The 12,241-nt window shown below is 35.0% G+C and carries 19 protein-coding genes; 6 read left to right on the top strand and 13 right to left on the bottom strand.

Annotated elements, in window-relative coordinates:
* Positions 1–88: 88 nt before the first annotated feature.
* The 9 genes from NPIRD3C_RS09490 to NPIRD3C_RS09450 all read right to left on the bottom strand — a co-directional run bounded on the left by NPIRD3C_RS09490 (position 89) and on the right by NPIRD3C_RS09450 (position 7,436).
* Complete coding sequence (locus NPIRD3C_RS09490; protein ID WP_148703912.1) at positions 89–814, bottom strand: hypothetical protein; 726 nt, start codon at positions 812–814, stop codon at positions 89–91.
* Between the two features lie 20 nt (positions 815–834).
* Positions 835–1,329 (bottom strand): hypothetical protein, encoded by a 495-nt coding sequence (locus NPIRD3C_RS09485; protein ID WP_148703911.1) that lies wholly within the window; start codon positions 1,327–1,329, stop codon positions 835–837.
* Positions 1,330–1,351: 22 nt separating this feature from the next.
* Complete coding sequence (locus tag NPIRD3C_RS09480; RefSeq protein WP_148703910.1) at positions 1,352–2,410, bottom strand: TackOD1 domain-containing metal-binding protein; 1,059 nt, start codon at positions 2,408–2,410, stop codon at positions 1,352–1,354.
* A 93-nt stretch (positions 2,411–2,503) separates the two neighbouring features.
* Complete coding sequence (locus tag NPIRD3C_RS09475; RefSeq protein ID WP_148703909.1) at positions 2,504–3,433, bottom strand: type II secretion system F family protein; 930 nt, start codon at positions 3,431–3,433, stop codon at positions 2,504–2,506.
* 4 nt (positions 3,434–3,437) lie between these two features.
* Positions 3,438–4,376 (bottom strand): type II secretion system F family protein, encoded by a 939-nt coding sequence (locus NPIRD3C_RS09470; RefSeq protein ID WP_160272924.1) that lies wholly within the window; start codon positions 4,374–4,376, stop codon positions 3,438–3,440.
* Between the two features lie 7 nt (positions 4,377–4,383).
* Positions 4,384–5,961: a type II/IV secretion system ATPase subunit gene (locus tag NPIRD3C_RS09465; protein WP_237087659.1), complete on the bottom strand. Its 1,578-nt coding sequence runs from the start codon at positions 5,959–5,961 to the stop codon at positions 4,384–4,386.
* A gap of 139 nt (positions 5,962–6,100) precedes the next feature.
* Entirely contained in the window at positions 6,101–6,295 is a 195-nt protein-coding gene (locus tag NPIRD3C_RS09460) for a hypothetical protein (RefSeq protein WP_148703906.1), read from the bottom strand.
* A gap of 128 nt (positions 6,296–6,423) precedes the next feature.
* A complete protein-coding gene (locus NPIRD3C_RS09455; protein WP_148703905.1) occupies positions 6,424–7,074 on the bottom strand; it encodes a hypothetical protein in 651 nt (216 codons plus the stop codon).
* Between the two features lie 65 nt (positions 7,075–7,139).
* Positions 7,140–7,436 carry a hypothetical protein gene (locus NPIRD3C_RS09450; RefSeq protein ID WP_148703904.1) on the bottom strand — a complete coding sequence of 99 codons (297 nt, stop codon included), beginning with the start codon at positions 7,434–7,436 and terminating at the stop codon, positions 7,140–7,142.
* Between the two features lie 194 nt (positions 7,437–7,630).
* Between NPIRD3C_RS09450 and NPIRD3C_RS09445 the strand changes: the two genes are divergently transcribed.
* The 4 genes from NPIRD3C_RS09445 (at position 7,631) to NPIRD3C_RS09435 (ending at position 9,560) form a co-directional block, all read left to right on the top strand.
* The gene (locus NPIRD3C_RS09445) at positions 7,631–8,230 is read left to right on the top strand and encodes a CFI-box-CTERM domain-containing protein (RefSeq protein WP_148703903.1); all 600 of its coding nucleotides are present in this window, start codon (positions 7,631–7,633) and stop codon (positions 8,228–8,230) included.
* 187 nt (positions 8,231–8,417) lie between these two features.
* Positions 8,418–8,855: an Lrp/AsnC family transcriptional regulator gene (locus NPIRD3C_RS09440; RefSeq protein ID WP_192827875.1), complete on the top strand. Its 438-nt coding sequence runs from the start codon at positions 8,418–8,420 to the stop codon at positions 8,853–8,855.
* A gap of 194 nt (positions 8,856–9,049) precedes the next feature.
* On the top strand, positions 9,050–9,175 hold the full coding sequence (locus tag NPIRD3C_RS11030) for a hypothetical protein (RefSeq protein WP_255464655.1): 126 nt from the start codon (positions 9,050–9,052) through the stop codon (positions 9,173–9,175).
* Between the two features lie 199 nt (positions 9,176–9,374).
* Positions 9,375–9,560, top strand: coding sequence for a hypothetical protein (locus NPIRD3C_RS09435; protein ID WP_148703901.1), 186 nt, complete (start codon positions 9,375–9,377; stop codon positions 9,558–9,560).
* 8 nt (positions 9,561–9,568) lie between these two features.
* On the opposite strand, the gene NPIRD3C_RS09430 is transcribed toward NPIRD3C_RS09435, so the two are convergent.
* The 3 genes from NPIRD3C_RS09430 to NPIRD3C_RS09420 are packed head-to-tail and all read right to left on the bottom strand — an operon-like array spanning position 9,569 to position 10,718.
* Entirely contained in the window at positions 9,569–10,048 is a 480-nt protein-coding gene (locus NPIRD3C_RS09430; RefSeq protein ID WP_148703900.1) for a 50S ribosomal protein L11, read from the bottom strand.
* Positions 10,049–10,083: 35 nt separating this feature from the next.
* On the bottom strand, positions 10,084–10,542 hold the full coding sequence (locus NPIRD3C_RS09425) for a transcription elongation factor Spt5 (protein WP_148703899.1): 459 nt from the start codon (positions 10,540–10,542) through the stop codon (positions 10,084–10,086).
* A 2-nt stretch (positions 10,543–10,544) separates the two neighbouring features.
* A complete protein-coding gene (locus NPIRD3C_RS09420) occupies positions 10,545–10,718 on the bottom strand; it encodes a protein translocase SEC61 complex subunit gamma (protein ID WP_148703898.1) in 174 nt (57 codons plus the stop codon).
* Between the two features lie 39 nt (positions 10,719–10,757).
* On the opposite strand from NPIRD3C_RS09420, the gene NPIRD3C_RS09415 reads away from it, so the two are divergent.
* Positions 10,758–11,534: a D-aminoacyl-tRNA deacylase gene (locus NPIRD3C_RS09415; RefSeq protein WP_148703897.1), complete on the top strand. Its 777-nt coding sequence runs from the start codon at positions 10,758–10,760 to the stop codon at positions 11,532–11,534.
* Positions 11,531–11,830, top strand: a complete 300-nt coding sequence (locus NPIRD3C_RS09410; RefSeq protein WP_148703896.1) for a methylated-DNA--[protein]-cysteine S-methyltransferase — start codon at positions 11,531–11,533, stop codon at positions 11,828–11,830. Before NPIRD3C_RS09415 ends, NPIRD3C_RS09410 begins: the two co-directional genes overlap by 4 nt.
* 4 nt (positions 11,831–11,834) lie before the next feature.
* Here NPIRD3C_RS09410 and NPIRD3C_RS09405 read toward each other — a convergent pair whose 3' ends face one another.
* Complete coding sequence (locus tag NPIRD3C_RS09405) at positions 11,835–12,230, bottom strand: VOC family protein (RefSeq protein ID WP_148703895.1); 396 nt, start codon at positions 12,228–12,230, stop codon at positions 11,835–11,837.
* Between the last annotated feature and the right edge of the window lie 11 nt (positions 12,231–12,241).

The raw sequence follows: 12,241 nt of genomic DNA, 5'->3' as shown, positions 1-12,241 counted from the left end.
CTGAAAATGCCGCAATTAACAATATAAGGAAAAAAAACGTGCCAACTACAGTAGATATACTGCGCCGTTTACGAAAACATATCTTCATTTAGCTAGCCCCCCCTGTAGGTACTATAAACACTTCTTGATCAAGTCTGTTGGTATCAATTTGGACTACAAGTGGCTTTGTTAATTTTATGTCTGAGCTGATATCTGAACTCAGTTTAATTACTAGTCTGACTTCCTGTCCTACAACTATCTCATTTGTAGACTTTTGGGTGTTATCTGAAATGGGAACAATGCTAAATTTACCTGCCTTTGGATATGGGCAAGATAATGTGCATGTAGCTGCATTAACTGATGCATCCAAAACAGCTCCTGATGTCGCACTGTCAAAAGTGTGTTTGATATCATTAATCACTAATGATGAAAGAAAAATAGATTCCCCACCATTATTTCTTAAATCAAGTACAACAAACTCTGTTCCAGAATTTATCGGTATCAAGTCTGGATTGGAACTACATGAAGTAGTACAAAGACCTTTGGCATCAAGAATGTTACTTAACGAAGATATTCCGGATAGACCTAGTGAATCTCTTGTATCATAACCGACAAGTTGTATGGACTTTAAAGAAGACTCCACTTCAGAAGACCCCACAATGTTTGCAATATCTGCATTTTGGAAAAAACTAAGCACCAAAACTGTACCTATAAGTGAAATAGACATTAACATGAGAGTTGCTATGATTTCAGAAACCCCTCTTTTTTTGCATGACATGCAATGTGAAAGGTGAATCAATCCCCCATCTCTTCCATTATTGAATAATATGTTCAACAACTCGACTCCACCATAACCTAAGTATTAAATGGTTTTGCGATAGTTTCAAACACATTTCCTTTTGATGTAGTTATGGTGATTCGATACTTGCTATTTTTGTAATAATCATCATTGAATTGACCTGTACCTTGTGTGAGTGGTGTAGCCTTTTCAACTGAGATAATATCTCCAATAAATATGACCTGACTCATGTCATCATCATCTAAAATAAGATCTTGCGTATCAATTTTTACAATTGCAATGGAATCAATTGTAACTTGAGAATCGCCTGTGTTTCTTAACCATAACGTAACATTATTTCCTAGAGGATAATATCGGATATGCTCAAGTGTCAAGTTTTCAAGATGGGTTTCTTCTATGTCTGACACAAAAAATGAAACCATTGTAGTAAAATCCATTATGTTTGAATAACCACTAAACAAAATTACTGAACCCACACCAACTACAATGGCTAGCATAAACATACTGGTGATTACTTCGCTGATACCTCTCCTTGTCATTGTATTTGCCAATTAGTTTGGATGTTACAGTTTATTATTTATTGATATGTTCATCTACTAGTTTTTCTAGTTGAGAGAAAACTTCGTCATATTCTTTGCCAGTAATTATCGATGTGCCTGTATATCTTGCCATAGCTTTTGCTTCACTAGATATACTTGGAATACAAATTAAAATATTGAATGATTCTGGCAAGTCAGCACATTCTGCAATAATTGAATTTACATCCACATCTGGTAATTGTTTATCTGAGGAGCGGAAGAAAACAGATACTTGTTTGTCTTCTTTTTTGCCGTGAATACTTACAGAGTGAGGTACTCCACTTCGTCCAATTACTTTTACAAATTTTTGACTGGAAAATCCAAAAGATTCTATGGCTTTACTAAGTTTAGTAAGTAGCGTAATCGTATCAACATCTGCCGATGATGAATTATTCACTGAATAATATGGCACACTAAGATACTCTGCAGAATTTATGTCAAAATCATGATTGAATTTTCGACAAAATAACTTGTTAGATATGTTATCAAACTTTTCTCCGCAGTCACTACACAAAAACCAAGACCCTAATGATCTCAATTCTCTTTTTGGATTAGTAATGTTTTTTTCACATTTTGGACATGCTACTATTTCTTTTATGGTTTTTTGACCAAAGATTTCAGTATCTGCAATAAAACCGCAAACTTTGTGTTCGACAAGATACAGTTTTTTTACATTGATAGAACTACATTCAGAACAACAAATTCGTGTTGTAGTTAAGAGGTTCTCTGGATGTTCTGGACAAACAGGAAGTACTTCATATGTCTCTTTTTGAAGAATACTAACTGCAGGAGTCGTAAGTTTATCTAAAACGGAAATATTTGATGGGTCTTCACCTATTTCCTTAAGGATTGGAAATATTATACGATTTTCTTCAAAGTTAATTTGTGGCAAAATGATTGTTGTGTTGGTGGATTTGAGATATTCTATTAATTTTTGACCTACTGATATTTCAAAATCCTCTGAAACGTTCCTCTCATTGTCCTCTATATCAGTCAATTTTAAACCACCTTGCAAATTTTTTTGATCCTCAATTGATATAACATTCTGTTCCATATCTTCGGTCACCTGATACAAAATAATCTATTTTAGATTAAAAATGAATCCTCCCAAATTTGGAAATGAAAATATCTGGGATCGAGCACGTTTTTAGATTATTTCTGCTACGCGCAGAACTGAAAAAGCAATAACTGTCAAAATCACCATGATGATTGCATGTTTTACTCCAGATGCATATGTGCCTCCGGAAATTTTACCACCTACAATCCCTCCTAAAACGGCTTCAATGATCGCCATATGGAATAGAATTGATTTGATCACCTCAACCTCAAGGCCCATCATGGATTCAAAAATTCCCAAGGGCAGTGCAGTTCCTTTTGTGCTCTCTGAAATTAGCTGTTCTTGTACTATTTCCAGTTCAGAAAAGAAACTAACAATCAACATAATTGTTAATCCAAGAAATGTGACAAATGACATGTATATGGTTATGATGTATGGTTTTAGCGTGCTGATCCTTTCTTTTTCAAGATTTTGCAGGTTTGTAACATGATGTTGTATCATACCTAGCGTTTCTATTACATCACCACCCATGTTAATGGATGTCTCAAGTAAAATCGATACACGTGCAGCAAGCTTAGTTCCTATTCTTTTTGAAAAGTTTTCAAATGCCTTATCAAGTGGGGTTCCCCAACTTATATTAGCTCTAAAGTTTTTCAAGTGGGGTGTTAACGGACCATAATTTCTGTTGGCTGCCTCTTCAATTGCTAACAAAAGACTAGAGCCACTTTCCACAGCACTTACCAATGATAAAAGAAATAATGGAATGTTTTCATCAATCTTATTTTTTACAGAATTCTCTTTTACCTCCAAGACGGTATATGGAAGTAGTCCAGTTAGTAATCCCAAGACAACTCCTACATTTGCATACAGAATCTCTTGTGTTTGGTTAGAAATCATGAAGAAAAGAACCATGATTGCAAATCCAGTGCTGGCAGAAAGTATGGTTATCTTTCCCTTGGTTGTCTTGATGAATGGTAAGTTGTACTCAGGTTTTTTAGAATTTATTTTTTGTGAACTCAATTTATCATCTCTTTGGTATTAATGAATCAATCATGAGTATCATTATGATTCCAAATGCAGGAACAAAAACATAGGTAAGAATATTCATTAGAGATATTATGCTGAAATTATAAAGATTCACCGACATCATTCCCATAATGGATAACATGATTGCACCAAGAAGTGGAAATACAATAAGCAGTATTGTGTAAATTTCTGTCACAATTCCTAATGATTGATTAGCTTCTCTAATCCTGTTTTTTCGTTGTTCTAGTTGCACTTCACCAGAAGCAACAAAATAATCTTTAAGATTGCCACCTACTTCTAAATTCGATATTATTCCCTCAAGAAATTCAGTGTATGTATCTAAAGGAGATCTATCTGAAAGATCCTTTAGTGCATTTTCAATGTCCATGCCAAGTAATTCTAAATCTCTTGTAAGATGTTGTGCGTCTTTGACAATTTCCTCATTAGTTTGTTCGATTGCTATGGTTCTAAAAATGCCTTCAAGCGTAAGACCGCTAGAAGCAAGGGTTCCCATATATCCAGAGAAATAAGCCATTTCTTCGGCAATTTTTGATTTTCGTTTCAACTTCTCATTTTGTGGATATTGATATGTCATCACAAAAGCTACAATACCAAATACTGCTCCAAGAGCAATAGGAATAGCAGAATAAGATGTAACAAACTCGTTGTTTTGAAGCAGATAAGATATAGTCAATCCTGTAATTACTCCTGCAATGGTTGCGATAATGCTGACAAAAACCATGGTGCAAACAAAGGCTTCAAACATCACAGGAATGTGTGTTTGTCTCAATGTTTTTTTCAAGTTGGGAAAACGAGTATAAAGAATTCCAATAACCTCATTGAGCAAAACATAACTTATTGTGAATATTGTACTTCTATGTTTTTTTTCAATGACTTTAGATTTTGTCAATTTTTTGGGTTGTGTAGATTTTTCCATATGTAGATCACAACAGGATTCGTTTTCGCTCATAAAATTTGTCAGGATCCTTGTAAAATTCTATTATGTTTGAAGAAACTTCATTGTATCTTACAATGTTATTTTTTACCATCCAGTCTAGTGTTGTCTTTCTCTTATTTAGCTCATATTTTATATCCTCTTGAGATTCTCCAAACTCGTTTTCTATTTTTTCAAGTGCTACACTGCGCCCCGTAAATGAATGTTGATCCGTAGATGGATTCCAACGAAATACATCATTTAGCAAAACTTCGCCAGTCTTTTCATCCAGTCCTGCAAGTTCAGATACTTGTATCACTCTTCTTACGGTTTTTCCGTGTACCTTCATTTTAAGCTGCAATAGTATTGCGTCAAGCGTATTTACTATGAGCGTTTTTGGAACATTCATGGGTTCCGAAACAAGTCTTGTAACTGTAGATGGAATAGAGTCTGCATGGATTGATGAAAAACCCCCGTGCCCAGTTGCCATGGCCTGAAATAGGGTATAGGCCTCCTTACCTCTTGTTTCGCCTACAATAATTATATCTGGTCTCTGCCTGAGCGATGCACGCAACAAATCAAATTGTGAAATTTCAGCAATTTGTGTACCAGAAAAAGTTTCTCGTGAAACCGACGGTACCCAGTTTGTATGTGTAAGGTTAAGTTCCTGAGTATCTTCTATACTGATTATCTTTTGTCCTGGAGTGATAAATGAAGCCAAGGTGTTCAGGGTGGTTGTTTTACCGCTTGCAGTACCGCCTGCCACAATCATCGTTAACTTCTTTTCTACAAAATACCAAAGGTATGCTGCAATATCTGAAGACAATGTATTGAATTTGATCAAATCTATAATTGTAATTGGATCTGATCTAAACTTTCTAATGGTGAACGTGGAACCTTTTTTTGTTATTTCACGTCCAAATGTAAGATTAACTCTGCTTCCATCTGGTAGTGATGCATCTACTATGGGTTGAGCAACTGAAATGTTTTTTCCAGAAACATATGCAAGCTTTCTTGTAAAATCTTCTAATTCCTTCTCATCTTCAAATATTACATTTGATGGAATTGATTCGTGTTCTCTGTGCCATACATATATTGGGATTTTAGAACCATCACAACTGATCTCTTCAATCATATGATCATGTAAAAACGGTTCAATCTTCCCTAGGTAAATTAAATCCCTTACCGCATAATAAAGAATTTTTGGGAGGACTGATGCTGGAATCTTTAATTTGTATTTTTTAACAATCGAAATTATTTGCTGTTTTAATAATTTTTCAGCTCCCTGCTTACTTTTTAATTCGTTCAGGTCTATTACAAGCTCTGCCATTAAAATTTTTTTCAATTCATTATATGATGCGATATTCTTCTTTGACATGGTAGGTTCAATCACTTCATATTTTATTCCAGATTCTGAACTGGCATCTTTTAATATTCCTGAATAAATGTCAAAATCTGAATAATCCAGTTTGGATAGATCTAGATAGTTTTTGTTTAATCTTTTGGTTGTATTTAATGCATCTTCCTTACTCAGATTAATTTTGGATTTAGTTTTGTCAGTATCGCTTTGATTCAAACTAGATTCCACTATTTATCATCTCCAGAACATGAAAACCCATTGCTAACATAAGTTATCGTTACGACAGTCATAAAAATACATCCAAATATAATTAATTAAAGAATGAAATAAAGATGAATTGACGACTGTCGTTTCTAAACTATTGGTTTTACTTGTTCTCGTCTTTTAGGCGATTTGCCAGTTCTTTGGCAGTGTCTGTTTTGGAATACTTTAAAACATAATCAACCATGGCTGATTCCAAGGCATTTTTAAAATCCCCTTTCTTTAGACCATATTTTTCATATATGACATGACGAAATTCTTGTAATATCTCATCATCTATTTTTGCATTTATTTGTGTCATATTATAAAATACATCACACAAGTTATAAAGTTAACTATGAAATTAATTCACACAATAATGAAAACTGTGACTAGCAAACAACAATAATTTATCAATTGTCATATTAAAAATAAAAGAATGAAAGGACTCTAGTCGTCTAGTTGCCCTATGTTTATTACGTCTGTAAACTCAGTACCTGCCGCAGTGGTTATCTTTAACTGAGCATCACGTCCAATTTTGATTGGATCATCAAGAGTTAAAACAATAGTAACTTCTTGACCTGGCTCTAGTTCTGGTATTTTATCAGTTGAAGTTTCATCACCTGTTTCAATTAAAACGAATGAAGTTCGTACTGGTAATGCTGGAACTGATGATGATACAGACTCAGTAGCTACTGTACCATCAATCTCTGATGCGGATGCTGTTAGCTGATGGGCATATGAAATTCCAGCAAATCGCAATTCATTAATTGCCACTGGATTGCTTCCCTTGTTTAATAGATAGATGTATACTCTATCTCCTTCTGCAAGTTTGCCTTCACCTGTAGTATGGGTTCCAGTACCGTTATCGATATTGGCATTATGCAATTTTCTGTCATTACTGTCTGTGGCATCAAAACCAGTAACTTCAAGTTGCTCTAATCCTGCTGGAGCGCCCACTTGTTGTTCATTAAAGAACCCCTGTGAGAATCCGAATAGAGCTGTACCACCTGTTGCTGCTACTGCAACCATTAGAAGTGTTGCAATAATTGTAGATACTGCTTTTCTTTTTGCATTTTTTAATGCGTGCAGTTTTTTCATTGTCTAGTTTTGATCATAGATCTATTTAAAGATATATTGATAACTTTATTTCTTATTATATGATATTATGGGGGCGATAAGTATGCATATGGATCACCTGGGCTATAGAATATTTCGGCCTCCGTACCTGCAGGTAAATCACAGTCATTAATGATTTTAGTCTCGACATATGGATCATCTGTCTTTACTACGCATACTCTTACAGAATTCTCAATTACTACTGATGATTCTGTGATTACATCCATAAAAGAAACTATGTTTGGGTAAAATGTATACAGTGAAAATAGTAAAAAACTGATTACAATCACGCAAATTAATACAATCTGCGTTACAGCATTTAGAGGTCTAAAATGCAATACCATTAAGTAAGTTAACTAATTTAGCATTTAACGGTTCCACATAGAACAAATCCAAATTGGAAAATTCTTTCTAAAAAAATAATCGATTACCGATTACAACAAGATACCACTTAAGATATTAACTAGATTTTTTTAAATTCACTATGGTTGCAAAAAGTAATGCAGTTAGCCTGTTTCTAATTGGTTTGGTGATTATAATGATTCAACCCCCTATGGTCTACGGCGATGAAAAACAAGAACTTGACAGATGCATCGATAGAATGGACTATTGTGAATCAAGGTGCATTAGTGGAATTGTCTGCCAATATGACCAGTGCATAGAAGATTATGGTTGCGAAGAACAATATGTAAAAGAATTAAAAGAAAAAACTGGAATGATTGATGAGCAAAAAAACAAAGGAGGTTGTTTGATTGCAACAGCTGCACACGGAACAGAACTATCTATTCAGGTTCAACAATTACGTGAACTGCGTGACAACAAACTAATGCAGACAGATGTTGGCACAAGTTTTATGGATTCATTTAATGCAGTATACTATTCATTTAGTCCTACAATAGCTGATTATCAAAGAGAAAACCCTATCTTCAAAGAGATGGTAAAAACTATCTTGATTCCTTTGTTAACCACACTTTCAATTCTAAATGGTGTGGAGATGGATTCAGAAGAAAAAGTTTTGATCTATGGAGTTGGAATTATTATTGTAAATATTGGAATTTATTTTATAATTCCACCTACTTTGATCTGGAAAATTATAAAAATAAACAAAACAAAAAGACTGATTACTGCCAAGTCTTAAGACTGCCAAAATCTAACAATTTTTTGAAATCGTTTAGATGCAGTAATTCTGGTGAAGTTTGTTTTTAAAAAATTTCATTTTTTGCCCAAAATAATTGAAAATACACAACAGTTTTGTCTCAAAACCTACATATATTAAATCACAACGAGAATTTTCTAATATATTGCATGGATTCGACGAACTTGATATGAAATTACTCTTTGAGCTAACAAAAGATGGTTCCATCTCAGTACCTACACTCTCAAAGAAACTGGGAATCAATGCATCTGTGTTATACAGCCGAATAAAGAGGCTAGTAAAAAAGAAACTAATCAAGAAATTTACCGTAGAAATTGACGACTCTCTATTGGGAATTAGTGTCAAAGCAAATGTTGGAATTAATAGAGATCCAAAGTTCAAAGACGAAATTCACAAAAAATTCATGGAAACTCCCGAAGTTGTCTCAATATCTGAGATTACAGGCAGATTTGATATTATGATCCAAGTATATGCAAAGAACTTGGAGTCACTTCACTCAGTAGTGATTGAGAAGATTGGAAAAATTGAAGGCATTCAAAATACAGAGACCTTTGTGGAATTACAAAAGACAGACAAAGATCCAGTCTATCTTAATGAATTAACATGATTATTGCACATCTATTAATAACCAAGACAGGCCAGAAATTATAATGTCTGAAGAAAAACAAATTTTCTATTGTGAGCTATCAAACAAGAAACGAAAGGAACAGTATGGTATTGATACTGCACAAGAAAAATCCGAAAAACCACACTAAATCCAAAATTATCAACCCTTAAGTCTGCAACTTGTGTTGTAGAATCATGGGTGATACAAAATTTTACACTTGCAAAAACTGTGGAACTGAATTTCCTTCAAGTGAGGTTAGATTGTATTGCAAGGTCTGCAAATCAAACTTGGATAAAACAGGCCAACTCCCAAAACTCTAAATTCATAAGTTCGAGGTTTTTGAAATATACTAGATGGACAAACGTGACGCTGCATTTTTGATAGGTATTATTGGTGGAACTGGGACTGCAGTAGGTCTGGTTGTTCTTTTAGCAAACGGCTTTATCAAAAATCCCTTTATCTGATGTGGACAAAAACCGTATGTAAAATTTAATAAAAATATGTTATTTTAGAGATTTTATGAACTGCTTTGTATGTGCCAAGCTAAAAGAAGACTTTGAGGTCTGGACTAACAAAATAGTAATTGGCGCAACATATGATTCAGTTTTTCAAGACCATGAAATTATACGACAACTGCATGACAAATCCGTAATTTGTCATGATTGTATGAAGAAGATTATTGCAGACGTTGATGAAAAGAGATAGAATCTGTTTTACTGGAATTTCTCATCCCATTTACCTTCATTGATTTCAGCTGTAATCTCTTTTGGAGTCTTTCCTTCTACTTTGACTCCTAAAGCTACACATGTACCAATGATGGTTTTTGCAACTGACTTTATTGATGATGCATAGGATTTCTCAAGTTTTGTATTTGCAACTTTGACTATTGAATCCATTGTAACGTCTCCTGCCCATTCAGTTCCAGAAGCACCAGAACCTTTCTGGATTCCTGCCTCCTTCATGATTAGTGCAGCTGCTGATGGGATACCAATTTCAATCTCATACTTTTTTGTGTCGCTATCAACAATTACTGTAACTGGAACTTTCATTCCCTCAAAGTCTTTGGTTTTATCATTAATTGCATTGATAACTTCCATGATGTTGACGCCAAGCGGACCTAGTGCTGGACCCAAAGGTGGACCTGCTGATGCTGCTCCGCCTGTTACAAGTGATGATATTTTTTGTTCTCCCATAGTTTAATCACCTCTAAATGAAAATTTAATCCTTCCTAACCCTCAGTTGATAGTTTTAGATAGTTTGCGTCTACTGTTACTGGTAATTGGTATGATGCATCAAGCAATACAACTGTAGCTTCTTCTTTCTCTGAATCTATTCTGGTGATTGTTGCCTTCATTCCCTTGAATGGCCCACCAGTAATTTCTACTACATTGTCTACTGCCAGTGTTGATACAGTTGATTTCTTTACCAAGTATCCCTCGATATCTTTGAACTCTAATTCCCCTCTTAATTGACCGCGGATGTGTCTTACACCTTCTACTGCCATGTATGCATCACTTGGATTGACTGCTTCAATGACGACATATCCTTTAAGATCACTTACCCAAAATACTGATTGAATGTTGATTTGATTAGCGTTAGCTTTTGCTTCTAATAATCTCATTACCACTTTTTCTTGTCCACCAGTGGTTCTAATTGCAAACAAATGTGATTTTACTTCCTCAGACAATTTTACCTACCAAATGTAATCACCGAAAAGACAAACTGTATTGTAAATCCAATAGCTCCGACGCCACCTATTCCTAATAATACCAATCTAAGATGCTGTTGATACTCATCTTTGTCTGGTTTTTTGGCCATTTTCATGGTATTTGCCATGTTCTTCAAAGTCTGTCTTGGGTTCATTGGTGGAAATTAATAGGGTCTCTTTATATCTCTTATTTCATGGAGCTGCTAGTTGCATACGCCGATGATCCTGCTGGCCACAATATGGCAAAGTTTCTTTGCAAAGATATGACTCGGGATGGAGATGTATTTCGTGGAAAGTACTATGATCTGGTAATTATTCCAACTCCTGCAATTTCTGCAGATTGGTTAGAAGAAAAATATGATTATGATGGATTTATCTTTTTATCAAAACATGCAGCTGAATCTGGTGTGCTGGCACTTACTTGCCATAGCACTGGAAATTTCTCAGAGGCAAAGTTTGGTGGAAATGACAGACAGGTAGCAATATCTCATCCAGACTTGCAAAAAAAATATCTTCAGACTCTGCGAGATCACAAGTCAGATTTTACAGAATTCGACATTACAATAGAAGCAACACATCACGGGCCAACAGCTCTCAAAAAGCCTACAATATTTATCGAAATTGGAACAACTGAAAAGCAGTGGACTGATGAGCAGCTCTGTCACAGAGTTGCAAAACTAGTTCATGAGGTAATATCTCATGACATTCCAACGAATCCAGTGGCACTGTGTTTTGGTGGAACTCATTATCCTACAAAGTTTACAGAACAACTCTTAGATGGCAAATATGCACTTGGAACAGTAATTCCAAAACATGCACTAGATAATCTTGATGAGGAGTTGTTCTCTCATATTCTCAAGCAAAACAGTGCAGCAAAGTTTGCTCTGCTGGATTGGAATGGACTTGGACCAAACAAGCAAAAAGTTCTTGACCTTCTTGAATCTACAGAACTTGAGGTAATCAAGCTTTGAGTCTTGAGAAAAAGATCTACAAAAAATTACTAGAGGTCCCAAAAGGCCAAATCACAACTTATGGTGAACTTGCAAAGGCAGTTGGCCTGAAGAACGGACAAAGGGCAGTTGGAAGAATAATGAACAAGAACCCATATCCCGTAATCATTCCATGTCATAGAGTTGTAATGTCAAATGGTAAGGTTGGCGGATATGCATATGGCGAGCACATCAAAACAAAGATGCTGCATGATGAGGGAATTAAAATTGAAAATGGAAAAATTTTAGATTGGGAAAAAACCATTCATAGATTCTAATTTTTTATAGCCCGCCGCCAACAACTTCGCTTAACTCAATATCGTATCCAGTTGGATCCTTGATGTAAACTGATCTTGATTTTTCAAAATCAATGGGACCGTCATACAACACCTCAACTCCAAGCTCCTTGCACTTTTGCATAATGTCCTCAAAGTTCTCAACGTGAAAACCAAAGTGAGCAATTCCTCCAGCAGGTGTAACATGCGGGTCCTCATACAGACAAATCTTGATAGAGTCATTTCCAATAATCTTTGAGGGTGCATCAAGTTTGTTTGGAGAGTTGTCTTCTTTTCTAACCTCAAAACCAAACAAGTTTTTGTAAAATTCTACAGTCTTTGCCAGGTTCCTTACATTCATGTTTACATGGTCCATAGATGTTGCTTTGAGAGTATTTGTCATGTAGCAAATTT

Origin of the sequence: Nitrosopumilus piranensis (assembly GCF_000875775.1) — an archaeon.
Classification (GTDB): Archaea; Thermoproteota; Nitrososphaeria; order Nitrososphaerales; family Nitrosopumilaceae; genus Nitrosopumilus; species Nitrosopumilus piranensis.
Note: the sequence above shows the minus strand (reverse complement) of the source record. Positions and strands in the feature narration are given on the sequence as shown.